We start from the raw sequence: 24,822 nt of genomic DNA, 5'->3' as shown, positions 1-24,822 counted from the left end.
TGCCCGAACACAAAATTTCTGACAGTCTCCCTACTGGCGGTGACTATCAGGCCACCGACAGGTTGAGCCTTGGCCTCTACACCAGCCGACTCAAAGACGCCTGGGATCAGAAATACGCTTCAGCGTCCTACGTGCTGCCGCTCTCTGACGACCTGTCGCTGACCAGCAGCCTTAACTATTACAACGCCACCGACGAAGGCAAAAAACTGCTCGGCGAATTCGACAACGACATCTGGAGTGCAAAAGTCGCCCTGCAATACAGAGCACACACCCTGTCGCTCTCGCACCAGCGCAACGAAGGTGATGACGATTTCGACTACCTCCGGCAGTCCGACTCCATCTACCTGGCCAACTCCATCCAGTACAGCGACTTCAACTCACCCAAAGAGCGCTCGTGGATGGTCACCTATAACCTCGACATGTCCACCTTCGGCGTGCCCGGCCTGTCATTCATGACCCGCTACGGCAAAGGCACCGACGCCGACTACTCCAACGCCAACAGCACCTACATGCGCCGCGACGCACAAGACAACCCGCTGACCGACCAGAAACGCTGGGAGCGCGATATCGAAGCGAAATACATCGTGCAGACCGGATCACTCAAAGACCTGTCGCTGCGTGTGCGCCAGGCAACGACTCGTGCCACGGCGTTCGAATCGGATCTGGATGAGGTGAGGGTGATTATGGAGTATCCGTTGGGTGTGCTTTGAGGGGTGATGATTGAGTGAGGCGTCCTTTGGGGCGCTTTTTTTGATGAGGCGTGAATATTTTCACAGTCCCGATCTTATACGCTATACAGGAAGGGCATGCGCTGCGGAATTATGTCGCCCATCCTTGGCTAATGTTTTTGCAAATGATGAAGCCCGCATTTGAAAAGTTTGATGTTTTGGTTGTTGTGAGTATCCTGATGTTTAAGTTTCGTTATAGGTTTTAGTTGTTGAGGTCGGTTTCTATCTTAATGACATGCAGCCGTCAATTTCAAAGCTTTCAGAGTTTATTATAAAAATTACGAGATGATTTTCTACTTTCAAGGGGACCCAGCTTCGCAACGCCTCATCCTTTGAACATTCAAGCGATGCTGCACATAGGTATGCGCCATTAAGCTGGCGCCCTTGGGCTGCCAGGTTGTTGGCTCTGAATTCTATAATTGATTTTAGCGTGTCTTTGTTTTGATCATCATAGACAGATACTTCTGGAGCTAGCAGAAAGGAAATATCAGATATCTTTGATTTGCTGATTAATTCGCGTGTGATGGGATCGCATAGGTTCGAAGAAACGTACGATTTGAAGTCGACTTTTTCTATGATATCTTTAGCGTTCATTTGGATTGAATGCCTTAATTTCACGATTGATTTGCTTTAAGTAGTAATCTACTTGCTCTCTAATCCTAGCCGCAAAAAGCTCCTGCGGCCAATTTTTTCAAAGCTTGGGTGCACATTTACATGCGTTAGAAAACATACCTAATGGGCTGCTCTTATCTAACCAACATTTCCATATACTGCCCCTGAAACCTCAGGTTCTGCTCGACCTCGTTCACCACCAGCTTCTCAATCGCCCCCAACGGCCGATACTTGGCCTGCCAGACGATCTGCCCTTCGGCGTTGGTCATCTCCAGTGGCGTACCAATCTGGTCGGTGTGGAAGTAGTAGACCTTGTTCTCTACCTCGCCCTCTTTCTCATCAATACGGGCCAAAGGCGCATAGCTGCCTGGCTCGTAGAGGTACAGGCTGCTCTGCCCAGGACTTTCTTCACGCAGCAAGCGAAGACCTTGCCAGAGAAATAGTCGATGGTCGGTCTTGCCCTTAATGTCGGACTGTTTGGCAACGCGCCTGCCCAGGCTGTCGTACTTATAGCCGCTGGTGCTTTCCACCTGACTGTTGGCCATGGTCTCGGTTTTGACCAGGCGGTTTTCGCTGTCGTAGGTGAAGGTCTGCCAGCGGACGATGCCGACGATTTTCTCGACCAGGTTGCCCCACGCGTCGTATTTGTATTCGTGGTTGCTCCATTTTTTGAGGCGGTTGTCTTTGACGCGGTCGAAGCGGCTGGTGTTGAAGTTCAGGCGGTTGCCGGCAGCGTCGTAGCGGAATTCTTCGCCGTCGAAACGTTTTTCGGGGTTGTGCTCAAGCAGGCGGCCGTTGGCTTCGTATTCGTAGGTGACTTCGCCACGCAATTTGTCGGCCGGGTCATATACTTAGCGCCATTGCTAATCTATATCGCTCTATCTGGGTTTTTAAAGAGCCATTTTTAATATTCAATATTATCATCCGCGTCTTGGATGCTTACGGCCAAAAGAGAATGTTTAATGATGTTCCTTTCGTTTGTTGGTCTTCTGGTTTTTTTAAAGTCTAGATGTAAGTGGTTCTCCATTTTTCATTGTCTTGAAATTCGCGTTTTTGTATTCTGCATGTATTATCTTTTATTGAGAAGGTCAATCTGTAGGTTTGTCTTAGGTCGTGCTTTTTTTATATACTAAGCTTGCAGTCTTTTTTGAAGAGATTTCTAACCTTATCGATTCTTCTTCAAACTCATATTCAGGATGCATGCTGCATACCAGATTCTCTAATCGATCATAGTTTCTGCCTTTTTCAGTAACGTAAGTCGAAAAGATTGCTAGTAACTCAGTGCGCGCACGTCCATCCGCATTAGGCGTACTGTTATTTGCGTTTCTGTTCTCTCTCTTGTGCGTATAAAACCAATTTTCCCAATTGCGCAATGCCGTCGAAAAATCGCGAAACGTTTTTTCTACAATTTCCTCGTTAAGCTCGGTGCTTATGTTAGTTGTTGAATTCGGTGCCATCAATTAACTTCCCGTTACGATAAAGGTCATAATAAATTTTAGTGGGACGTGTGCCGCCATTTGCATATTGGAAAACGATTTCAAGATCAACTGGCCCATTGTCTTTAACCTCGTTCGCAATTGCTCGTCGAAGTCTCTGAACAACCCTCTATTAACTTTCGATAGCTGTGGAAAGACCCCATCCTTACCACCCCGATCCACCAAGAAGCTTAGCGATTATGTGACCAGCATCATCGTCCGGATTGCCAAGGCTTCTCGCCCAACTCCGGGACGACGCGTTTGTCGCAGTTCCGCCTTTTTTGATGTCGGCCTTGGTAATCGTAGCCGTTGCTCGCAAAGGCTGTCCTGCGGTGCCTCGAGTAACACTCGCATTGACGCACCAGCCTAACGGATCAACCCACCCATTAGGATTAGGCGCATATTGATACAGGTTATCCCCACCACTCAACCCAATCGGATCCTGCGTAATAAACCGCCCAATCTCCGGATCGTAATACCGAAACGTGTTGTAGTGAAGCCCCGTCTCGACATCGAAGTACTGCCCCTGAAACCTGAGGTTCTGTTCGACCTCGTTCACCACCAGCTTTTCAATCGCCCCCCACGGCCGATATTTGGCCTGCCAGACGATTTGCCCTTCGGCGTCAGTCATCTCCAGTGGCGTACCGATCTGGTCGGTGTGGAAGTAATAAATCCTGTTCTCCCCCTCACCTTCGCGCTGATCAACACGGGCCAGCGGCGCATAACTGCCGTGTTCGTAGAGGTACAAGCTGCTCTGCCCAAGACTTTCTTCACGCAACATCCGCAATCCCTGCCAGAGAAAGCGTTTCTGGCCGGTCTGCCCCTTGATCTCCCACTGTTTGCCAACGCGCCTGCCCAGGCTGTCGTACTGGTAGCTGCTGGTGCTTTCCACCTGACTGTTGGCCATGGTCTCGGTTTTGACCAGGCGGTTTTCGCTGTCGTAGGTGAAGGTTTGCCAGCGGACGATGCCGACGATTTTCTCGACCAGGTTGCCCCATGCGTCGTACTTGTATTCGTGGTTGCTCCATTGCTTTAGACGGTTGTCTTTGACGCGGTCGAAGCGGTTGGTGTTGAAGTTCAGGCGGTTGCCAGCGGCGTCGTAGCGGAATTCTTCGCCTTCGAAGCGTTTTTCGGGGTTGTGTTCAAGCAGGCGGCCGTTGGCTTCGTATTCGTAGGTGACCTCGCCGCGCAGTTTGTCGAGGGTGCGGCTCAGTTCGCCAGCCGGGTCGTACTCATAGCGGCGGTGGATCGGGTTGTAGGCGTGTTCGACATAGCGCTCTGGCTTAATGAGCGGGTTCTGGATCTGTGAGAGTTTTTCAGCGGGCAGGGTGGTTGCGTACTGCCAGGCTTTGCGGCCAAGGGCGTCGTAGCCGAAGCAACTGGTGAGTTTGCCTTGCGTGCGGTAGATCTCGCGGTGCAGGTCGTCGCGTTCCATGTCGCTGATCAGTTGGCCGTCGAGGTTCAACTGGTGCAGGTGACCGCTGCCGTAATACAGGTGGTTCAGGTGCTGGCCGGTGGGAAGGGTCAGCGTGGTCAGGTTGCTGAGTGGATCGTAGTCGTAGTTCAGTGCGCCCTGAGGCGACGTCTCCTGCGTTAGGCGGCCCAGAATATCGTAGGCAAATTCCAGTTTTTCGGCAGTGACACCGAGCTTTCTGCCGCCGTCAGTGGGTGTGCGTTGAATGGACAGTAGGCGGTCGCTGTCGTCGTAGGTGAAATCCTGAAGGGCGTCGTCGTTGAGTCTGGCCAGCAGGCGACCAATCGGGTCGCGCTCGAAATACGTGCTGCGCTGTGGCCGTTCGCCTTTTTCGCCGTAGCCGGTTTCTTCGACCTGAGTCAGATGCCCGCCAAGGTTGTAGCTGAAACGGCGGGTCAACTGGTCGATGCGCTTTTCTTCGATCAGCCGGTCGGAGTCATCGTAGGCGAACGTGTAAGTGGCGTCGTTTTCATTGATTAGCGCGGCAAGGCGCAGGGCCTTGTCGTACTGGTAGCCTACGATAAAACCCTTGGGGTCCTGGCGTCTGATCGGCAGGCCACGGGCGTTGCGTGCCAGATGCGTGGTCTGGTCCTTGCCGTTGGTGTGCGTCAGGACCTGGCCGTGGGCATTGTAGGTGAAGCTCTCGCGGGTGCCGTCCGGATGGTTGATGCTCAGCACTTCGCCGCCAGGTTTGCGTTCCAGTGTGGTGTTGTTCAGGGCATCAGTGACGGCCACCAGTTGATCGCGCTCGTCGTAACGGTACCAGGTGCTCTTGCCCGAGCAGTCCTGGAAGCGCTCGACCTGCGCCAGGTTGTTCCACCACAGGTATTTAGATTTATAGGTCGCATCGATGATGGTGTGCGGCAGGCCATCTTCGCTGTTGAGGTATTCGGTCTTTTGACCCAGCGCATCAATCTCGGCAACCAGATTGCCTTTCGAATCGTAGCGGGCCGTCCAGATGGCGCCGTCAGGGTAAGTGATCTGTTTGACCAGTGTGGTCTTGTAGTGATGCTGATAACGCGTGGTTCGGCCCAGCGGGTCGGTTTCTGCGGTCAGGCGTGACAGATCGTCGTACTCGAAGCCCAGCTGGTTGCCATCGGGCAGCGTCAGGCCGGTGATATTGCCAGTGTTGTCCAGCGCGATACGGTACTGCTCACCGCCGAAATCAGTGCTGGCGATGACGCGACGGTCCTTGTTGTAGGTCACCTCGGCGCGACGCCCCAGCACATCGGTTACGCGCGTCTGGCGCGCCTCGAAATCATAATCGAAATGAAAGTGCTCGCCGTCGCTGGTCCAGTGCTCGACCACGCGCGGCTTGCCGTCGAGAACTTCCCAGCGGTATTCGCAACTGAGCCCCAGCGCATTGGCGTGGCGGGTCATCAGGCCGTCGGTGTAGCTGAAGTTGCGCACCGAGTCGCCATTGCGGTTGTACACACTGTTCAACTGGCCGTTGCTGTCGTAGCCATAGCGCACCAGTGTTTCAACGGCTTTGTCGTCGACGATGCGCTTGACGGTACTCAGGCGGCTGGTCACTTCGTCGTAGTGCAGGTGTACACGTTGCCCGCCAGTGGCGCAGATGTCGGTCAGAACGCCGTCTTCGCTGCGCACGAAATGCAGAAAATGGCCGAGTGCGTTTTCGATGCGTTCCAGCGGCACCGGCTGGTTGTCGTCGGGCACTTCGCCGAAGTAATAGAACACGTTGTCCAGGGTTTGCAGCAGGTAATGACCGCCTTCGGTACGCACCAGATACAGCTGTTCCTGTGCGTTGTAGATGCGCTGGTTGTAGTCCAGTGTCACGAACGGCACGCTGCGGCCTTGGTTGTCACTGAGGTACAGAAAGCTGCCTTTACGGCGCAGGCTTTGTTCCCAGGGCAAGACCCAGCCATTGCCCAGTGCGCTGTCGACAGTCAGGTCGCTGGCATAGAAGCGTGTCCATTCGATGGGCATCAGACCGGGCAGGCTGAAGTCGGACTCATCGATCAACAGCTTGCGCCCAGTGGTGGTGTCGACCGGGTTGCCGTGCAGGCCACCCAGCACTTTTTCGGCCACGGGGGCGACGCCGAAGCGAAAAATGGCGTCCCCGAGAAAGATACCGCCCATAAACTGCAGCGCGCAAGGGCCTGCCGCTTTCAGACCGGCCTGCATGCCCAGCTTGGCAATGCTGAGCACGGCCTTGGCGCCGCCGGCCACGACCAACAGAATATCCACGGTGTAACGGGCCATCGCCGAGACTTCGTCGTCCACCGGCAGGTAGCGTTGGGTACCGCCGCCGATGATGACGTTGGGCGAGCCGGTGCCTATCTTCGCGCCGCAGGTCAGCTTGTCGCCCTTGCGCGCAGCGGGCTGGCCGTTGATGAAGACGTTGCTGGAGCCTTCGGCCACCTTGACGATCGGCGAGTGCTTGTCGCACACGGCGGTGCTCTCGATAGCAAAAGCAGCAGGCCGGCCGTTGATGAAGACGTTGGGCGAGGCAGACTCGATCTGCCCCGCGGGAGAGCTGAAGGCGCTGCCGATACTCTCCCCGATACTGGCGATGGCATTACCGGCCAGGCCGACTGCCATGGCCAGTAAAAAACCGCCGAACCCGCACGTGGCGACGGTGAGCGAGACATACGCCACTGCCGCGATGCCCACGATCGCTCCGAGCACAAAGCCCGCCATTGCACCGGTGTGTTCGATCTCATCCATTAACCGCGCGGCCTCGAACATCGCCGTTACTCCTGCGGGCTGCGAGTAGTTGAGGTGCGATCACCTGGCGTGACGCTGATATTCTGCAACGGATAGTCCATTAAAGCGTGTCCTGTCAGCGATGAAATAGAGTTCAGGGGGCGGTCAGGCCTTCAAGCATGCTGTCAAAATCCAGCAACCAGGTTTTCAGCGCGGGCTTTTCGGAGTCAATCACGCAGCCCACGCTCAGCCATTGGCGTTCGTTGTGATCGGCACACGGCACGATGGAACCGATCAGGCGTCCATGCCGCTCTTCAAGGCCTGCGCGAAAATGAAAATCCAGCGCCAGCGCGGCATTACCCGCCAACAGCGTTTCATAGTGGCGAATGACCTGGACTTCGCCATGCAGTGGCTGCAGCGCCTTGACGGCTTCGGCGAACGCTTCGGCAAGCGTTGCCTCTTCAGGTACATCGCGACGCTGAATGGAGACGACGACAGGCTCTCCGCCCACTTGAACGGTGGCTTCAATCGCGTTGCACTGGAAATCTTCCGGGAAGCCGACGTGGAACCCGCCGAAATTGAAACTGCAGGGCGCGTCGAGCAACGGCTTTGGAGCAGGGATGAGCGCTTCGACACGTTCAAGTGCCTGCTGCGCGGCGGCATGTTCGGCTGCCTCACGCGCCAGGGCTTCGTCAGCCAATCGGCGCTCGGAGATGCGGTCGTAAATACTGGTGCGCGTCATATGGCCGGAACCTTGTTCGTCAACATCTACATGTCCTTATGCACGGCGGCCCCAATGACTGCCATTTGCAGGTTGACGATAAGCACTTGCGCGGGTGGTTTGTATGCCCTGCGGCTACCTGCTTGCCTGGAAATGTCTGAAAACACCGCGGGAAGTAGGCTACAGACACAGTCTACTGTCGAAGGCTGAATCGTTTGACCTTTTCCCAAATGAAAGTTCAGTGAGGGCAGGGCAAAGCTCCAGAAGGCTATTTGTCGAGCGTTCTGGAGCTTGAACGGTTGCTTTGAACCCTATTTCAACGCCTCAACCGCCTTCTCATCCTCCCGCCGATGCGCCCACTGATACAACGCCGGCAACACCAGCAACGTCAGCGCCGTCGACGACAGAATCCCGCCAATCACCACCGTCGCCAGTGGTCGCTGCACCTCAGCCCCAGTCCCGGTGGCGAGGGCCATGGGGATGAAGCCCAGCGAGGCGACCAGTGCGGTCATCAGCACTGGGCGCAGGCGGGTGAGGGCGCCTTCGTTGATGGCGTTGTGCAGCGAGTGGCCTTCTTCGCGCAGGCTGCGGATGAAGGCGATCATCACCAGGCCGTTCAGCACCGCCACACCCGACAGGGCGATGAAGCCCACGCCTGCGGAGATCGACAGGGGAATGTCGCGCAGCCACAGGGCCATGACGCCGCCGGTGAGGGCGAACGGGATGCCGGTGAAGACCAGCAGGCCGTCCTTGAGGTTGTTGAACATCATGAACAGCAGCGCCAGTACCAGCAGCAATGCCACTGGCACGACGATTTGCAGGCGTTTGGCGGCTGATTGCAGTTGCTCGAACTGGCCGCCCCAATTGGTCCAATAGCCTGCCGGGATCTGCACGCCGCTGTCGATGGTGGTGCCTGCTTCTTCGACAAACGAGCCGAGATCCCGACCGCGCACGTTGGCGCTGACGATGACCACACGTTTGCCATTCTCGCGACTGATCTGGTTCGGGCCGAGCACCAGGTCAAGGCTGGCGACCTGGGACAGCGAGATGAAGCTGATCTGCTGGTTGCTGTTGGCGCTCGCAGGCACCGGAATGAGCAGGCTGGAGAGCCCGTTCACATCGGTGCGCAGTTGCTCGGACAGGCGCACCACCATGTCGAAGCGGCGATCACCTTCATACAACGTTCCCGCCTGACGACCGCCCAGCGCAATGGCGATGGCGTCCTGCACATCGGCCACGTTGAGGCCGTAACGCGCGGCCTTGTCGCGATCGATTTTGATGGTCAGTACCGGCAGGCCGGTGGTCTGCTCGACTTTCACTTCTGAAGCGCCTGACACTTTTTGCAGGGTGGCGGCAATTTTTGCGGCGGTCTGGTTGAGCACGTTCATGTCGTCGCCGAACACTTTCACCGCGACGTCACTGCGTACACCGGAAACCAGCTCGTTGAAGCGCAACTGGATCGGCTGGGACAGTTCGTAGTTGCTGCCCGGCACACTGGCGGCGGCCTTTTGCATGTCGGCTATCAGTGCCTCACGGGACTTGTCCGGGTCCGGCCATTCGCTTTGTGGTTTGAGCATCACGTAGCTGTCAGAGATGTTGGGCGGCATCGGGTCGGCGGCGATCTCGGCGGTGCCGGTGCGGGCGAACACGCGCTGCACTTCCGGCACTTTTTCGATGATGGCTTTTTCCAGACGCTGCTGCATGTCCACCGACTGGGTCAGGCTGGTGCCGGGAACCCGTAGCGCCTGCAAGGCGAAGTCGCCTTCGCTCAGGCTCGGGATGAACTCGCTGCCCATGCGGCTGGCGGTGAACCCCGACAACACGATCAGCACCAAGGCCAAGCCGAACGCTATCGAGCGATGCCCCAATACCCAGCTCAGTATCGGCGCGTAACGGTGGCGAGCGGTGCGCATCACAAAACCTTCTTCTTCCTTGACCTTGCCGGTGACGAACATGGCGATGGCGGCAGGCACGAAGGTCACCGAGAGGATCATGGCGCCGAGCAGGGCAATGACCACAGTGAACGCCATAGGGTGGAACATTTTGCCTTCCACACCGGTGAGAGCGAAGATCGGCAGGTACACGACCATGATGATCAACTGGCCGAAAATCAGCGGCCGACGGGCTTCTCTGGCGGCGGCGAAGACCTCTTGGAAACGCTCGGAGCGGGTCAGCATGCGGCCGTATTTCTTCTGGGCATGCGCCAGCCTGCGGATCGCGTTTTCGACGATCACCACCGCGCCGTCGACGATAATGCCGAAGTCCAGCGCGCCCAGGCTCATCAGGTTGGCGCTGACCTTGTTGGTGAACATGCCGGTAAAGGTGAACAGCATGGCCAGCGGAATCACCATGGCGGTGATCAGCGCAGCACGGATGTTGCCCAGAAACAGGAACAGAATCACGATGACCAGAATCGCGCCTTCGATCAGGTTCTTTTTCACCGTCGCGATGGCTTTTTCGACCAGGTTGGTGCGGTCGTAAACCGTTACCGCTTCGACGCCTTCGGGCAGTGTGCGATTGATGTCGGCAAGTTTCGCCGCCACGGCCTGTGACACCGTCCGGCTGTTTTCACCGATCAGCATGAACACCGTACCAAGCACCACTTCACGGCCGTTTTCGGTGGCTGCGCCGGAGCGCATTTCCTTGCCGATACCGACCTCGGCCACGCTGCTGATTCTGATAGGCGTGCCCTGCACATTGGCGATGACGATGTTGGCGATATCGTCCACCGTGCCGAGCTGGCCCGGTGCGCGTATCAGCAGTTGCTCACCGCCGCGCTCGATGTAACCTGCGCCGACGTTGGCGTTGTTGCGCTCAAGCGCAGCCACCAGGTCGTTCAGCGTCAGCTTGTAGGCGGCTAGTTTTTTCGGATCAGGCGCGATCTGGTACTGCCTGGCGAAACCGCCGATGGTGTTGATCTCGGCCACGCCTGGTACGTTGCGTAATTGCGGCTTGATGATCCAGTCCTGAATCACTCGCAGGTCGGTCGGCGTGTAAGGCGTGCCGTCTTCTTTCAGTGCGCCCTCTCGGGCCTCGACCGTCCACAGAAAGATCTCGCCGAGGCCGGTGGAAATCGGCCCCATCATCGCGTCGACACCTTCAGGCAACTGGTCCTTGGCAATCTGCAGGCGCTCGCCCACCAACTGCCTGGCAAAGAACAGGTCAGTGCCGTCTTCGAAAATCACTGTGACCTGAGACAGGCCCGAGCGCGACAGCGAGCGCGTCTGTTGCAGACCGGGCAGGCCTGCCATGTTGGTCTCGATGGCGAAGGTGATGCGCTGTTCGGTTTCCAGCGGCGAAAAGCCGGGTGCCGACGTGTTGATCTGTACCTGTACGTTGGTGATGTCGGGGACGGCATCGATAGGCAGTTTCTGGTAACTGGCAATGCCCAGCCCAGCCATGAGCAGCACAGCAAGCATCACGACGATGCGCTGTTCAATCGCGAATTGAATCAACCGTTCAAACATGGAGGTGTACTCGTGTGACGCAGATCAATGGGCGTGCTCGGCGGAGCCTTTGCCCAGCTCCGACTTGAGGATGAAACTGCCCGCGGCAGCCACTTGTGTACCGCCAGCCAGGCCTTTGACGATTTCCACGTAGCCGCCATCGCGGCGACCGAGCGTTACCGGTGTCAGTTGAAAACCTTCAGCGTTGCGTACGAAGACCGAGGGTTTGTCCTCAATCGACTGAATCGCAGACTCGGGAATGCTGACCGCCACGCTGGTCTGCTCGGCGGCGACTTCCACCGACACGAACAGGCCGGGACGCCAGGCACCCTGCGGGTTGGCAAGGGGCACGCGCACGGCGGCAGCGCGAGTCTGCTCGCCCAGCAGGCTGCCGACGTAACCAATCTTGCCTTCGACCCGCGCATTCAGATCGGGCGCGCTGACGATGACCGGACGACCGACCACCACCTTGTCCAGGTCCTTGGGCGCCACGCCGAAGGTGGCCCAGACACGCGACAGGTCGGACAGCGTGAAGGCATTGCTCGCTTCGCTGACCATCTCGCCGATGCCGAGGTGTTTCTCCACGACCATGGCGTCAAATGGCGCGATCAATTCGTAGCGATTGCCCGCGGATGGGTTCAGGCTGGCACCGATGGCGCTGATCTTCTGCCGGGCGTTGGCCAGGTTGATGTCGGCCTCCTGAAACTCCTGGCGCGCTTGCAAGTAGTCCTGCTCGGCGGAGATCTTGTCTTCCCAGAGTTTCTTCTCGCGCTGTAACGTCAGGCGGGCCAGTTCCTGGCGGCGTTGTGCGGCGTTCAGTTCGCTGCGCTGATCGGAGATCTGCTGGCTGGCAATCACTGCCAGCACCTGGCCCTTTTTCACGGCTTGACCCAGATCGACCTTCACTGATTCGACCACACCGCTGACCCGAGGCACGACATGCGCGGTGCGGTCCTCATCGAAGCGGATTTCGCCGGGGAAGGTCACAGTGGTGCTCATCTGTCGAGGCTCGGCGGTGGCCAGCTCGATGCCGGCAGTCTTGATCTGCTCGGCGCTCAGTTCGATGTGTCCCTCTTCCTCTTCATGGGCAGATTCTGACGCTGCGACGCCTGGTGTTTTCTTCTCGTTGCCTTGGCTCTTCTCGTCGGCATGACCTGGCTCGGCGTCATGGTCGTGTTCCTCGCCTGATGGCTCTGTTCCCGTTGCGAATGGCAGCATCTGCGGGTTCAGCGTCAGACTGCCCAGACCAATGATGGCCACCACCGCCAGCGTGATGGCAATGCTTCGTTTGTTGTTCATAAAGGCTCCCGGCGATCAGGTGCTTGCGGCACCTTGCGATACGCTCGATATAGGCGGACAAAGACAGTCAGGGGTTGAGGCTGAACCGGTTGAGATCACCGTGAATTCGCTCGACAGCCACTCGGGCTTCGGTGGCAGTCGCCAGCGATTCCAGGTACTGGCTGCGCGCTGAAATCAGCGTTCGTTGCGCATCCAGCACTTCCAGAAAACCGAACTTGCCCATTTCGAAACCGCGCGTTGCGGTGTCGACGGCGCGCTGCGCGGCGGGCAGGATGACCTGATTGAAGGACTCGACTTCCTGCGCCGCGGTACTCCACTGATCGAGGGCTGACTGGGTCTGGGTGCGCAGCTTGAGTTCAACGGCATTGCGCAGGTCGCGTGACTGGTCGGCCCGGCGTGATGCTGCAAGTACGTTGCCCTGATTCCGGTCGAATAACGGCAGCGGCATCGACAGACCCACTACGTTGACCCGTTCGCGCTCTTCGCGGCTGTACTGGCTGCCGACGCTGACGGTCAGGTCCGGGATGCGCTTGGCGCGTTCTGAACCCAGCGCGGCTTCGCGCTGTTCTATTTGCGCCTGAGCGAGGCGTAGCTCGGCAGACTGGTTGATGGCGCTCAGTAGCTTTGTGCTCTGTGGCAGCTTGCCCGGCGACAGATCGGTGTATTCCAGACGCTCGAAAGAGGCGACCGGCGAACCGGTGGTGCGCGCCAGTTCACGGTTGCTATTGATCTTCAGGGTCTCGGCGCGCCTTACCAGCACGTCGGTTTCAGCCAGTTGCACCTGAGCGCGCGTGGCCTCCACCGGTGACACCTTGCCCGCCCGAACACGCCCTTCGGCAACCTGCAGGCCGCGCTCGGCCAGTGTCCTGGACTGGCGCGCCAGGTCCAGACCTGCCTGCGCCCGCGCCGCTGCGTAGAACGCCTGAACCACTTCGGCCCGCAGTTCGTTACCGCGTCGCTCCACCTCCAGCCGGGCGGCGTCCTGGCCCTTGCTGGCGGCTTCGATGCGTGCTCCGCGCTTGCCGCCCAGTTCCAGTGCCTGGCTGAGCATCACGGTGGTGGTGCTGGTCTCGCGGCGTGTGTCTTCAACCTCCCACGACACCACCGGGTTGGGAATCAGCCCGGCCTGCTGGCGATCACCTTCGGCAACGCCGATCTCCCATTGCGCGGCGGCGAGTTCCGGGTTGCGCGCAAAGGCTGCGTCCAGCGCCTGAGCCAGGCTGATGCCCTGGGCTGCTGCGATGCCGGGAGCAGCAAATGGCAACAGCAGCAGACAAAGTGCGGCGACTTTCATGCCGGGCACCCTGTTGCCAGACCGGTACGCGGAGTGCGTACGTTGTTCTTCAGTCACATGAATTACCCTGTCCATGAAGCACCCCATCAAAACAAAAAACAAACAGGCACCTTGGCGCTGAAGTTGGCTGTGGGGACTTTATGTAACCGGAGCTATCACAGGGATTGCTGGAAAATTACGATTTTGTTATCCAGCAAGATAAGCGTTTCTTTTCAGTACACTGCACGGCATCGTCATCATCCGTTCATCAAACAGGAAGCCTGGTTATGCGAATCCTTGTCGTAGAGGACGAGCCGAAAACTGCCGAGTACATGCATCAGGGTCTGACCGAAAGTGGCTATATCGTCGATATCGCTGCAACCGGGCTCGATGGCCTCTATCTCGCGCAGCATCAGGCTTACGATGTGGTGATACTGGATGTGAACCTGCCAGAAATGGACGGCTGGGAGGTATTGAGTCGCCTGAGGAAGACGGTCAGTACGCGCGTCATGATGGTCACCGCACGAGGGCGCCTGGAAGAGAAGGTCAAGGGCCTGGAATTGGGCGCAGATGACTATCTGGTCAAGCCGTTTGAGTTTCCCGAGCTATTGGCAAGGGTCCGCACGTTGATGCGGCGCAGCGAGCAGACCACCACCTCCAAGGTGTTGCAGGTTGGCGATCTGGAGCTTGATCAAGGGCGGCACCGGGCGTTTCGCGGCAGCCAGCGCATCGACCTGACCACCAAGGAGTTCGCGCTGCTGCACTTGCTGATGCGTCACAGCGGTGAAGTCATGTCGCGTACCCAGATCATTTCTCTGGTCTGGGACATGAACTTCGATTGCGACACCAATGTGGTGGAAGTGTCGATCCGTCGCCTGCGCGCGAAGATCGACGATCCTTTCGAGACCAAGCTGATCCACACGTTGCGCGGCGTGGGCTATGTGCTGGAAGTGCGTGAATGAAACCGACGCGTCTGTCGACGCGCCTGGGGCTGACCGTTACTGCGCTGATTGCGTGTCTGGTACTGGTAATGGAAATGCTCGCTTATGCGGCTATTTCCCGTCAGCTCGATCTGCGCGCCGAAGACAGCCTGAACGAGAAGTTCGCGCAGATTGAACACAGCATGAGCGAGGGCTTTCTCGGCATCGAAGACATTGTTCAATACCCTCATACCCTGCGTGACCAGATCATCGGACACGACAGCTATTCGTTGATGGTGCTCGACGCGGGCAACCCTCGGCAGCAATTGATGATGGTCGGTAACGAGGAAGGCCGGAACCTGCCTGTCCCCGAGGCAGATCACATACCTCAAGGCTTTCAGGAGTTGCAGTCGGTACACGGCCACAAGATTCTGATGGGTTACAGGGAAATACACCTCAAGACAGGGCAGGACATTCTCGTCAGGCTGTCGATGGATCGGGAAAGCGACAGCACGCTGCTGCATGCTTATTTGAAATCGACTTTCCTGATACTGCCGCTGATCTTGCTGCTGGTCGGCTTCGTTGCCTGGTGGGTGGTGCGTCGTGGTCTCAGGCCGTTGGGTGCTTTCAGAAAAGTAACGGCACTGATCTCGGCTCGCGATCTGTCTCATCGCATGAAAGTGAAGGGCCTGCCTGATGAATTGCGCGACCTGGCGCATGCGGTCAATTTCATGCTGCACCGGCTGGACGGCGATGTGCAGCAACTGGCGCAGTTCTCGGACGACCTCGCACATGAGCTGCGCTCGCCCATGAACAACCTGATGGGCAAGGCGCAGGTCACGCTGTCCAGGCCGCGCCCTTCGGAAGAGTACAAGCAGGCGCTGGAATCGTGCACCGAGGAACTGGAGCGCATGTCGCGCATGATCAGCCAGATGCTGTTTCTGGCCAGTGTCAGCCAGCCTGCCGCGCCGTTGCCGGTTGAGGTCATCGACCTGCGCGAAGAGGCCGATAAGGTCGCCGAGCTGTTTTCATCTTCGGCGGAAGAGCGCGACATCACCTTGCAGGTTCAGGGTAACGCGAAAGCAACAGGCGACCGGCTGATGATTCAGCGAGCGATTTCGAACCTGCTGTCCAACGCTATCCGCCACGGTCTGTCCGGCAGTGTCATTACCATCACCCTTGCCACGCATGCAGATGAAGTGTCACTGGCGGTGCGCAATGCGGGCGAGGGGATCGATGCCGAACACCTGCCGCGGCTGTTCGATCGCTTCTATCGGGTTCATGTCAGCCGCGCGCGACAGCAGGGCGGGACGGGGCTTGGGCTGGCGATTGTGCGTTCCATCATGAGCCTGCATGAAGGGCAGGTGACGGTCGAGAGCGAGCCCGGACACTTCACGACGTTCAGCCTGATCTTTCCTAAACTGGTGTAATGCGTCAGGTTGGTGGTCGTTCTTCAAGAACCTTTCGCTGCCCCCCGGCTCATAGCTTGTGAGCGGGTATTGCCCGGATGCTTCAGATGAAGCTGAACCTATAAGGATGGACGTATGACAGTTGCTTTCTGGTGCGTGCTGATCGCGATCCTGCTGCCGATTATGTGTGCCGGTATCGCCAAGTTCGGCAGCGGCAAATTCGGCAGTGGTCACAATCATGACCCGCGCGCCTTTCTCGACAAGCTGGAGGGTTTCCCGCGCCGTGCGCATGCTGCCCAGCTGAACAGCTATGAAGCGACACCGGCGTTCGCTGCGGCAGTCATCATTGCGCACATTGCCGGCAATGCGCAGCTGGTGACCATTGATGTGCTGGCGGTGCTGTTCATCACCAGTCGTCTGTTGTACATCATCTTCTATCTGGCTGACCTCGCCGCACTGCGTTCGATAGTCTGGCTGGTGGGCATGGGGCTCATCGTCGCGCTGTTCGGCGTGTCGGCTTTCTCGGCCGTATCCTGACAGCCAGGTTGCGGCGCTGCCTATAAGCAGCAGCGCCGCGACCTTGATCAATCGTCAGGCTGGACTTTCTCAAGGTCGGTCTGGGCTTCCTGCAACTGTTTGCGCGACTCGGCCAGCTTGTCCTTGCGCTTGTTGATCTTCTCCGGATCACCTTTGTCCATGGCCTTGTTCAAGTCGGTCTGGCGGCGGCTGACTTCCTGCTTGGCGTCCAGCACCTTTTGCTTTCTCTGCTTGATCAAGGAGGTTTCGGTGCAGTTGGCATTGACCTCGGCGAGGGCCTTCTCAAGCCCGGCCTGCTCGGCCTTGTTACCTTCGGTCTTGGCGTCCTGAATCTTGCTGCTGATTTCCTGGCTTTTGATCTGGCACTCGGAAGGTGCGGGTGCCTGCTCATCTGCCAGCAGCGTTGTAGCCAGTAGCGTGCAACTGGTGAAAAGGATCAGTGGTGATAAAAACTGCATATGAACTCCGTTTGAACACGGACCAAAAAATGGACGTCCGCTACTTAAAACCTGAAATACCCTGAGCCTGCAATTGATAGCTCAATGCCTGCACCTCGGGGGCCTGAAAAAAGACCTCAGTTTCGCTGCCCGGCCAGGCCCTATGCCCGGCTCTGCTTGCCATTGCTCAACGCTACGCCCAGCCAGTTCCTGCCAATTGTTAGGAAGTGTTGCGCTTCCTGTGGGCGGCAGTCCGATGGCCTTGAGCCACGTCTGAAACGGCCGTTCACGCGCTGTTTGCAGGCTGGCGAGCAGTTTAGCGCTGCTGCGCTCTGCGAAGCCGGGAATGTTAGCAAGCTCAGCATGATTCAGGGTCATCCAATCGAGCAGGCTCTCTATTTGGCCGTTTTCAATAAGCTTGTCCCAGGTCCCCGGACCGACGCCGGGCAGCGCAAGGCCTTTCTTGCCGCTGAGCCAGATCAGTCTGGCGCGGAACTGGCTTTCACAGCCTGGGGTGGCTTGCCAGCAGCTCAACTCATGAAAGTCGTCGGCTTGCGGAATGATCATTTCAACTCGTTCGGCCGCGCGGGATATCACGCCGTCGAGTCTCGGAATCGTCAGCCCGGCCAGGCTCACGGCTACCTGATCGCCAGGTCTTATATCCAGTGTTTGCCAGCGTTGCAGTGAGCCGGTGCTGATGCGGCTGACGGTACGGTCGTCGAGACGTACCGGGGTCAGCTCCAGCACAGGGGTAATCCTGCCGCTGCGACCGACATTGAAGCTGACCTTGCGCACCTCGGCCAGCGCCTGGGCGTAGGGATGTTTCCAGGCGGCGATCCAGTAAGGCGCACTGGCTTGCCAGCGTTGCATCGGTGGGCGCTGGCCCTGGCGCATGATCACGCCATCTGTCGCGAACGGCAGAGGATTGCGGTACCAGTGCTCGCGCCATCGTGCGGCCTTGGCGTAGTTTTCCAGTGGGTGCGAATAGGCCGCGCTGTCCTCAAAACCCATGGCTTGCAGGCCTGCGAGACGTTGCGCCATATCGCCAGGCCCGTTCGGCCAGTCCCAGACGAACAGCCCGATGGCGTCGGCCTGCTGCGGGCTGATCGTCTGCCGCGCCAGCAATCCCGCGACCTTGCTGCGCGCGTTGACGCTGCCGGATGCTGACTGAATATGGTCGTCCAGACGCCAGTACAGCTCGCCTTGCAATATTGCGGATTCAGGCTGGGGCAGGTGCTGAGGAATGGTCTTGATCAGTCGCGCCTGCGAGGTCCAGTCCTGCCCCTTGCGCCCGTCACCACGACTGATCGCCTGCACAAGCTGACCGTTTTCGTAGACCAGGGTGACGGCTACGCCATCGACCTTGGGTTGAATCCACAGATCGTTGCGGCCCTCGAGCCAGTCCTTGACGCTGCTTTCGTCGGCCAGCTTGTTGACGCCCGTGTGCGCAACGGGATGAGGCAACGGGCCGACTGCTGTCTTTAGCGGATCGGCCTCGGGGGGGGGAAACGGCAAAGCACGAGCGCCACAGGTTCAGCTTCTGCCGCGCCTGATCGTAGAGCTCGTCCGGAATGTGCGAAATGCCCTGGCGGTGGTAGCTGTCGTTCCACGCAGCCATCTGCTGTTGCAAGTTTGTGACCTCGCTGCGCGCCTTGGCTGCAGGCCAGTCAGGGCATTGACTGGCATGGCCGAGGCCGGGCAGAAGAAACAGAAGGGCACACGTCATCAGGCGAATGGTGGGCAACATCGAAGCATCCTTGCTTTAGGAATGGGCTCGATGAGGCTAGTTGCTGGTGTTGTTTATAGACGGGTTGCTTGGTTACCGGGTTTTGCCAAAGCCCTGCGCGGCCTGTTTGATGACAGGACGCAGAGCGTCCGGAACGGCATACGACGCGGAGCGTCGCACGATAGTTGAGATAGTTGAGATAGTTGAGATAGTTGAGATAGTTGAGGTTATCGTTCCGCACGCTCCAGCGTCGGAATGCAGTGCGTGACGCTCCGCGTCACAGATTTGTGCCGCGCCGCGTATTCAAGATCGGACGCAGAGCGTCCAGAACGGCATGCGACGCGGAGCGTCGCACGATAATCGCCAGACGAAAAAAGCCCCGAAACGACCAGGTCGCTCGGGGCTTTTTTACTGGTTTTTACAGGCCGGCAGCGGCGCGCAGGGCGTCGGCGCGGTCAGTTTTTTCCCAGGTGAAGGCGGTGAAGGTGTCATCGCCAATGGTCATTTCGACCGGGGTACGGCCGAAGTGGCCGTAGGCCGCAGTGGCTTGGTACATCGGGTGCAGCAGGTCGAGCATGGTGGTGATGGCGTATGGGCGCAGGTCGAAGTTGTCGCGGACCAGCTTGATGATCTTGTCGTCGGACAGCTTGCCGGTGCCGAAGGTGTTCAGCGAGATCGACATCGGCTGGGCCACGCCGATAGCGTAGGACACCTGAATTTCGCAACGCTCGGCCAGACCGGCAGCCACGATATTCTTGGCCACGTAACGACCTGCGTAAGCAGCCGAACGGTCAACCTTCGATGGGTCCTTGCCGGAGAATGCACCGCCACCGTGACGGGCCATGCCGCCGTAGGTGTCGACGATGATTTTACGGCCGGTCAGGCCACAGTCACCTACCGGGCCACCGATGATGAAGTTGCCGGTCGGGTTGATGTGGAACTGGGTGTCCTTGTGCAGCAGGTGCGCAGGGATGACGTGCTTGACGATCAGCTCCATCACGCCTTCGCGCAGGTCCTTGTAGGACACATCCGGGTTGTGCTGAGTCGACAGTACGATGGCGTCGACGCCGACAACCTTGCCGTTTTCATAACGGCAGGTAACCTGGGATTTTGCATCCGGGCGCAGCCACGGCAGCAGGCCGGATTTACGCGCTTCGGCCTGACGCTGCACCAGCTGGTGGGAGAAGGTGATCGGCGCTGGCATCAGCACGTCGGTCTCGTTGCTGGCGTAGCCGAACATCAGGCCCTGGTCGCCAGCGCCCTGATCTTCAGGCTTGCTGCGGTCAACGCCTTGGGCGATGTCTACCGACTGTTTGCCGATGATGTTCATCACGCCGCAAGTCGCGCCGTCGAAACCGACGTCGGAGCTGTTGTAGCCGATGTCGAGGATGACGTTACGCACGATGTCTTCCAGATCGACCCAGGCCGAAGTCGACACTTCGCCAGCGATGATTGCCACACCGGTCTTGACCAGTGTTTCGCACGCTACACGGGCGTATTTGTCTTCAGCGATGATAGCGTCCAGAACCGCGTCGGAAATCTGGTCGGCGATCTTGTCCGGATGCCCTTCGGACACGGACTCGGAGGTGAAAAGTGAATATTCGCTCATCTCTACGGGTTTCCTTCATTTTACCGATGGTGAGTGTCGCCAGCCGGTCGCTGAAAATGGCGAACCTGGATCTGGAAACCATTACGTAAGCCTACATAGAGGCTTTCCCCGGGAACTAGCCCCGCAGCGATGGCCCAACGGGCCAGGTCTTCCTGCTCGAAACCTAACCAGAGATCGCCACAGGCCCCCCTGGCCCAGCTCTGGTCATGACTACACAATTCTGTTACCAGCAAACTACCGCCGGGTTTTACGTGTTCGGCCAGTTGCCTCAAGGCTTGGGCCGGGACTGCGAAATGATGCAGCACCATGTTGAGGACGACGCAGTCGGCACTGACTTTAGCGTCCGTCAGTGCATCGGCCAGCCTCAGCTCAACGTTAGCCAGCGCCTTGCGCTCGCAGACGCCGCGCGCCAGGTCCAGCATCACCGGGCTGTTGTCCATCGCGATAACCTGGCGGAAGCGCCGGGCCAGCTCTGGCAGAAAGCCGCCGTCGCCGGGGCCTACTTCCAGCGCCGTTGCCTGCGCGCCGAAGCTCAGTTTGTCGAGCAATGTCAGCAGGCTTTCGCTGTACTGCGCCAGACCGGCGATCAGGTCTTGCTGGGCACGAAACTTTTCGGCAGTACGGGCAAAGAAATCCTGGCTGGCCAATGCACGTTGCCGATGCACCAGACTTATGCGGCTCTGTACGTCGTCCGGCAGGTTCAGGGTGTCCACTTCATCAAGCAGCGCCGCATGCAGCCTGCCGCCCGGCAATCCAGTGTGGGGCAGGGCGCGACGGTAGAAAATCGCGTTGCCTTCACGCCGCGTTGCAACCAGATCCGCCTGAGCCAGCACCTTGAGGTGATGGCTCATGCCGGACTGACCAATGGCAAAAATCTGCGCCAGCTCAAGCACGCCGAACGAATCGTTGGTCAGCACACGCAGTACGTTGAGCCGCAAGGGATCGCCGCCGGCCTTGCACAATGCAGAGAGGTCGTCGCATGCATCATGGCGAATGGCAGGTACACGCAGGTTCATAGCTGCGCAGTCTAGAGAGCGATCCGGAGCGCTGCAAGGGCAATATCAAAAAGTTTTGATATTGCTGGATGGGTGGCACCGGTCAGGCATTCTGAACTTGTTGCGCTGACGGGTAATCCAGTCTTTACAGGGCAAATAATGTCCGTAACCCCGGAAAAAAGCCTATGGTCGACTATCTGTGATTGCCCCCGGCCTGTCCCTGAGGGAAAATGGCCGTCTTTTTTCCGATCCTAATTTTACAATTCCCAGGAGATCAGCGATGCCAAGCCGTCGTGAGCGTGCCAATGCTATTCGTGCCCTAAGCATGGATGCCGTGCAAAAAGCCAACAGCGGCCATCCGGGTGCCCCGATGGGCATGGCGGATATCGCCGAGGTTCTGTGGCGTGATTATCTCAAGCACAACCCGGCAAACCCCGCGTTCGCTGACCGTGACCGTTTCATCATGTCCAACGGCCATGGTTCGATGCTGGTCTATTCGTTGCTGCACCTGACCGGCTACGACCTGTCCATCGACGACCTGAAAAACTTCCGTCAACTGCACAGCCGCACACCGGGTCACCCCGAGTTTGGCTATACCCCAGGCGTTGAAACCACCACTGGCCCATTGGGTCAGGGTTTTGCCAACGCCGTCGGTTTTGCCGCTGCCGAGAAAACCCTCGCCGCACAGTTCAACCGTCCAGGCCATTCCATCGTTGATCACCATACCTACGTGTTTATGGGTGATGGCTGCATGATGGAAGGTATTTCCCACGAAGTCGCTTCCCTGGCCGGCACGTTGCAGCTTAAAAAGCTGATCGCGTTCTACGACGACAACGGCATCTCCATCGATGGCGAAGTCGAAGGCTGGTTTACCGACGATACGCCTAAGCGTTTCGAGTCGTACGGCTGGTTGGTGATCCGCAATGTCGACGGTCATGACCCTGAAGAAATCAAGACCGCCATCGACACCGCGCGCAAGAGCGACAAGCCGACGCTGATCTGCTGCAAGACCACCATCGGCTTTGGCTCGCCGAACAAGCAGGGCAAGGAAGAATCCCACGGTGCGCCGCTGGGTGCGGACGAAATCGCCCTGACCCGTGCGGCCCTGAAATGGAACCACGGTCCTTTCGAAATTCCGGCTGATATCTACGCCGAGTGGAATGCGAAAGAAAAAGGCCTGGCTGCCGAAGCCGAGTGGGATCAGCGCTTTGCTGCCTATTCCGCCGCTTTCCCTGAGCTGGCCAACGACTTCATTCGTCGCATGAGCGGCGAGTTGCCTGCTGACTTTGCAGAGAAATCCGCTGCTTATGTCGCCGAAGTCAACGCCAAAGGCGAAACCATCGCCAGCCGTAAGGCCAGTCAGAACGCCCTGAGCGCACTGGGCCCGTTGCTGCCGGAAATTCTCGGTGGTTCGGCTGACCTGGCCGGCTCCAACCTGACCATTTGGAAAGGCTGCAAGAGCATCACTGGCGAAGATCCCAACGGCAACTACCTGCACTACGGTGTTCGTGAGTTCGGTATGGGCGCCATGATGAACGGTATCGCCCTGCACGGCGGCTTCGTGCCGTACGGCGCAACCTTCCTGATCTTCATGGAATACGCTCGCAACGCGGTGCGTATGGCCTCGCTGATGAAGAAGCGTGTGATCTACGTATTCACCCACGACTCCATCGGTCTGGGCGAAGACGGCCCGACTCACCAGCCGATCGAGCAACTGACCAGCCTGCGTACCACGCCGAACCTGGACACCTGGCGTCCGGCAGATGCCGTGGAATCGGCCGTGGCCTGGAAACACGCCATCGAGCGCAATGACGGTCCATCCGCATTGATTTTCTCGCGTCAGAACCTGACTCACCAAGCGCGTGAACAGCAGCAAATAGATGCCATTGCCCGTGGCGGCTATGTACTGCGTGACTGCGCTGCAGAGCCTGAGCTGATCCTTATCGCGACTGGTTCGGAAGTCGGTCTGGCTGTGCAGGCGTATGACAAGCTGACCGAGCAGGGTCGCAACGTTCGTGTGGTCTCCATGCCATGCACCAGCATCTTCGAAGCTCAGGATGCGGCCTACAAGCAGGCTGTTCTGCCACTGCAGGTCAGTGCACGTATTGCTATCGAAGCGGCTCACGCCGACTACTGGTACAAATACGTGGGTCTGGAAGGTCGCGTGATCGGCATGACCACGTTCGGCGAGTCGGCCCCTGCGTCAGCCTTGTTCGAAGAGTTCGGCTTTACGCTGGAAAACGTCTTGAGCACGGCTGAAGAGCTGCTCGAAGACTGATCAGCTATGTAATGTTGATGTTGTGGGAGCGACCGGGGCGGCGATCCGCCTTGCTCGCGAATGTAGCAACTCGGTAAATCAGCTGCACCGAGTGCTGCCATTCGCGGACAAGTCCGCTCCCACATGACTGTTATTCCCTGGCGAAAACTTCATGCCCCAGCCCCGCCCTTACAAAGTTGCTCTGAACGGTTACGGCCGTATTGGTCGTTGTGTTGTTCGCGCGCTGTGCGAGCGGGGGGCCAAGGCCGGGTTTGAAGTGGTTGCCATCAATGATCTGGCCGACATGGCCAGTCTCGAATACCTCACGCGCTTTGACTCCACACACGGCCGGTTTCCCGGCGAAGTGCGGGTCGAAGGGCAATACCTGCACATCAATGACCACCGGATCAAGGTCCTGCGCAGTGCGACGCCCGAAGGCATCGACTGGGCCGGTCTGGAAGTCGATCTGGTGCTTGAGTGTTCCGGTGTCTACAACACTCGCGAAGATGGCCAGCGCTTTCTGGAGGCCGGTGCGCCGCGGGTGCTGTTTTCCCAGCCGATGGCCAGCGAACGGGATGTCGATGCCACCGTGGTGTTCGGCATCAATCAGCACAAGCTGACTGGCCGCGAGCTGCTGGTCTCGGCCGCGTCGTGCACCACCAACTGCAGCGTGCCGCTTCTGCGCTTGCTGGATCAGGCCATCGGCCTGGAATACATGACCATTACCACCATCCACTCGGCGATGAACGATCAACCGGTGATCGACGCTTATCATCACGAGGATCTGCGCCGTACGCGCTCGGCCTTCCAGTCGATCATTCCGGTGTCCACCGGTCTGGCGCGCGGAATCGAGCGGCTGCTTCCGGAACTTGCCGGCCGAATTCAGGCCAAAGCTGTTCGTGTTCCGACCGTCAATGTGTCTTGCCTGGACATTACGCTGCAAATGTCGCGAGACACCGACGCTGTCGAGATCAACCGTATTTTGCGTGAGGCTGCCACCAGCGGCCCGCTCAAGGGACTGCTGGCCTACACTGAGTTGCCGCATGCCAGTTGCGATTTCAACCATGACCCGCATTCGGCGATTGTCGATGCGAGTCAGACCCGCGTTTCCGGACCCCGGCTGGTCAATCTGCTGGCCTGGTTCGATAACGAATGGGGTTTTGCCAACCGAATGCTCGACGTCGCCGATCACTTTCTGCGCGTCGCTGACCAATAACAGTAAAAAAACAGGAATGCT

General features: G+C 58.2%; 15 protein-coding genes and 3 pseudogenes. 6 read left to right on the top strand and 12 right to left on the bottom strand.

The window, feature by feature from the left end; genetic code table 11:
• Positions 1 to 35: 35 nt before the first annotated feature.
• Positions 36 to 710 (top strand): annotated as a pseudogene (locus FFH21_RS25975) (OprD family outer membrane porin); the annotation flags it as partial.
• A gap of 240 nt (positions 711 to 950) precedes the next feature.
• Here the strand turns inward: FFH21_RS25975 and FFH21_RS25970 are convergent.
• From FFH21_RS25970 to FFH21_RS25930, 8 genes and pseudogenes are all read right to left on the bottom strand, one after another.
• Positions 951 to 1,322, bottom strand: coding sequence for a hypothetical protein (locus tag FFH21_RS25970; protein WP_004663303.1), 372 nt, complete (start codon positions 1,320 to 1,322; stop codon positions 951 to 953).
• A gap of 164 nt (positions 1,323 to 1,486) precedes the next feature.
• Positions 1,487 to 2,176 (bottom strand): annotated as a pseudogene (locus tag FFH21_RS30085) (RHS repeat domain-containing protein); the annotation flags it as partial.
• Positions 2,177 to 2,446: 270 nt separating this feature from the next.
• The gene (locus FFH21_RS25955; RefSeq protein WP_081002677.1) at positions 2,447 to 2,797 is read right to left on the bottom strand and encodes an NTF2 fold immunity protein; all 351 of its coding nucleotides are present in this window, start codon (positions 2,795 to 2,797) and stop codon (positions 2,447 to 2,449) included.
• A gap of 184 nt (positions 2,798 to 2,981) precedes the next feature.
• Positions 2,982 to 6,998: an RHS repeat-associated core domain-containing protein gene (locus FFH21_RS25950; RefSeq protein ID WP_011169760.1), complete on the bottom strand. Its 4,017-nt coding sequence runs from the start codon at positions 6,996 to 6,998 to the stop codon at positions 2,982 to 2,984.
• A 112-nt stretch (positions 6,999 to 7,110) separates the two neighbouring features.
• Positions 7,111 to 7,698 carry a hypothetical protein gene (locus FFH21_RS25945; RefSeq protein WP_011169759.1) on the bottom strand — a complete coding sequence of 196 codons (588 nt, stop codon included), beginning with the start codon at positions 7,696 to 7,698 and terminating at the stop codon, positions 7,111 to 7,113.
• Between the two features lie 290 nt (positions 7,699 to 7,988).
• Entirely contained in the window at positions 7,989 to 11,144 is a 3,156-nt protein-coding gene (locus tag FFH21_RS25940) for a CusA/CzcA family heavy metal efflux RND transporter (RefSeq protein WP_011169758.1), read from the bottom strand.
• Between the two features lie 24 nt (positions 11,145 to 11,168).
• Complete coding sequence (locus FFH21_RS25935; RefSeq protein WP_004654922.1) at positions 11,169 to 12,422, bottom strand: efflux RND transporter periplasmic adaptor subunit; 1,254 nt, start codon at positions 12,420 to 12,422, stop codon at positions 11,169 to 11,171.
• A gap of 67 nt (positions 12,423 to 12,489) precedes the next feature.
• Positions 12,490 to 13,716 (bottom strand): TolC family protein, encoded by a 1,227-nt coding sequence (locus FFH21_RS25930; RefSeq protein ID WP_004667121.1) that lies wholly within the window; start codon positions 13,714 to 13,716, stop codon positions 12,490 to 12,492.
• 266 nt (positions 13,717 to 13,982) lie between these two features.
• On the opposite strand from FFH21_RS25930, the gene FFH21_RS25925 reads away from it, so the two are divergent.
• The 3 genes from FFH21_RS25925 to FFH21_RS25915 all read left to right on the top strand — a co-directional run bounded on the left by FFH21_RS25925 (position 13,983) and on the right by FFH21_RS25915 (position 16,561).
• The gene (locus tag FFH21_RS25925; RefSeq protein ID WP_004654919.1) at positions 13,983 to 14,657 is read left to right on the top strand and encodes a heavy metal response regulator transcription factor; all 675 of its coding nucleotides are present in this window, start codon (positions 13,983 to 13,985) and stop codon (positions 14,655 to 14,657) included.
• Positions 14,654 to 16,045, top strand: a complete 1,392-nt coding sequence (locus FFH21_RS25920; RefSeq protein WP_004654917.1) for a heavy metal sensor histidine kinase — start codon at positions 14,654 to 14,656, stop codon at positions 16,043 to 16,045. The genes FFH21_RS25925 and FFH21_RS25920 overlap by 4 nt, the downstream gene beginning before the upstream one ends.
• Before the next feature lie 114 nt (positions 16,046 to 16,159).
• Positions 16,160 to 16,561 carry an MAPEG family protein gene (locus FFH21_RS25915; protein ID WP_011169757.1) on the top strand — a complete coding sequence of 134 codons (402 nt, stop codon included), beginning with the start codon at positions 16,160 to 16,162 and terminating at the stop codon, positions 16,559 to 16,561.
• A 47-nt stretch (positions 16,562 to 16,608) separates the two neighbouring features.
• Here FFH21_RS25915 and FFH21_RS25910 read toward each other — a convergent pair whose 3' ends face one another.
• From FFH21_RS25910 to FFH21_RS25890, 4 genes and pseudogenes are all read right to left on the bottom strand, one after another.
• A complete protein-coding gene (locus FFH21_RS25910) occupies positions 16,609 to 17,019 on the bottom strand; it encodes a DUF1090 domain-containing protein (protein WP_011169756.1) in 411 nt (136 codons plus the stop codon).
• A 40-nt stretch (positions 17,020 to 17,059) separates the two neighbouring features.
• Positions 17,060 to 18,745 (bottom strand): annotated as a pseudogene (gene ligB / locus FFH21_RS25905) (NAD-dependent DNA ligase LigB).
• Between the two features lie 397 nt (positions 18,746 to 19,142).
• Positions 19,143 to 20,333, bottom strand: coding sequence for a methionine adenosyltransferase (gene metK / locus FFH21_RS25895; protein ID WP_011169755.1), 1,191 nt, complete (start codon positions 20,331 to 20,333; stop codon positions 19,143 to 19,145).
• A 20-nt stretch (positions 20,334 to 20,353) separates the two neighbouring features.
• On the bottom strand, positions 20,354 to 21,349 hold the full coding sequence (locus FFH21_RS25890) for a metalloregulator ArsR/SmtB family transcription factor (protein WP_011169754.1): 996 nt from the start codon (positions 21,347 to 21,349) through the stop codon (positions 20,354 to 20,356).
• Between the two features lie 259 nt (positions 21,350 to 21,608).
• Between FFH21_RS25890 and tkt the strand changes: the two genes are divergently transcribed.
• Together tkt and epd are read left to right on the top strand one after the other, a co-directional pair.
• A complete protein-coding gene (gene tkt / locus FFH21_RS25885; RefSeq protein ID WP_011169753.1) occupies positions 21,609 to 23,606 on the top strand; it encodes a transketolase in 1,998 nt (665 codons plus the stop codon).
• 151 nt (positions 23,607 to 23,757) lie between these two features.
• Positions 23,758 to 24,801 carry an erythrose-4-phosphate dehydrogenase gene (gene epd / locus FFH21_RS25880; RefSeq protein WP_003411999.1) on the top strand — a complete coding sequence of 348 codons (1,044 nt, stop codon included), beginning with the start codon at positions 23,758 to 23,760 and terminating at the stop codon, positions 24,799 to 24,801.
• The last annotated feature ends 21 nt before the right edge of the window (positions 24,802 to 24,822 follow it).

This window comes from Pseudomonas sp. KBS0707 (assembly GCF_005937945.2).
GTDB classification, from domain to species: Bacteria; Pseudomonadota; Gammaproteobacteria; order Pseudomonadales; family Pseudomonadaceae; genus Aquipseudomonas; species Aquipseudomonas amygdali.
Note: the sequence above shows the minus strand (reverse complement) of the source record. Positions and strands in the feature narration are given on the sequence as shown.

Bases quoted from the DNA above. Each gene is read 5' to 3' on its own strand.
- FFH21_RS25970 (WP_004663303.1), bottom strand. From the start codon at position 1,322: ATGAACGCTAAAGATATCATAGAAAAAGTCGACTTCAAATCGTACGTT.
- FFH21_RS25955 (WP_081002677.1), bottom strand. From the start codon at position 2,797: ATGGCACCGAATTCAACAACTAACATAAGCACCGAGCTTAACGAGGAA.
- FFH21_RS25950 (WP_011169760.1), bottom strand. From the start codon at position 6,998: ATGTTCGAGGCCGCGCGGTTAATGGATGAGATCGAACACACCGGTGCA.
- FFH21_RS25945 (WP_011169759.1), bottom strand. From the start codon at position 7,698: ATGACGCGCACCAGTATTTACGACCGCATCTCCGAGCGCCGATTGGCT.
- FFH21_RS25940 (WP_011169758.1), bottom strand. From the start codon at position 11,144: ATGTTTGAACGGTTGATTCAATTCGCGATTGAACAGCGCATCGTCGTG.
- FFH21_RS25935 (WP_004654922.1), bottom strand. From the start codon at position 12,422: ATGAACAACAAACGAAGCATTGCCATCACGCTGGCGGTGGTGGCCATC.
- FFH21_RS25930 (WP_004667121.1), bottom strand. From the start codon at position 13,716: ATGAAAGTCGCCGCACTTTGTCTGCTGCTGTTGCCATTTGCTGCTCCC.
- FFH21_RS25925 (WP_004654919.1), top strand. From the start codon at position 13,983: ATGCGAATCCTTGTCGTAGAGGACGAGCCGAAAACTGCCGAGTACATG.
- FFH21_RS25920 (WP_004654917.1), top strand. From the start codon at position 14,654: ATGAAACCGACGCGTCTGTCGACGCGCCTGGGGCTGACCGTTACTGCG.
- FFH21_RS25915 (WP_011169757.1), top strand. From the start codon at position 16,160: ATGACAGTTGCTTTCTGGTGCGTGCTGATCGCGATCCTGCTGCCGATT.
- FFH21_RS25910 (WP_011169756.1), bottom strand. From the start codon at position 17,019: ATGCAGTTTTTATCACCACTGATCCTTTTCACCAGTTGCACGCTACTG.
- metK (WP_011169755.1), bottom strand. From the start codon at position 20,333: ATGAGCGAATATTCACTTTTCACCTCCGAGTCCGTGTCCGAAGGGCAT.
- FFH21_RS25890 (WP_011169754.1), bottom strand. From the start codon at position 21,349: ATGAACCTGCGTGTACCTGCCATTCGCCATGATGCATGCGACGACCTC.
- tkt (WP_011169753.1), top strand. From the start codon at position 21,609: ATGCCAAGCCGTCGTGAGCGTGCCAATGCTATTCGTGCCCTAAGCATG.
- epd (WP_003411999.1), top strand. From the start codon at position 23,758: ATGCCCCAGCCCCGCCCTTACAAAGTTGCTCTGAACGGTTACGGCCGT.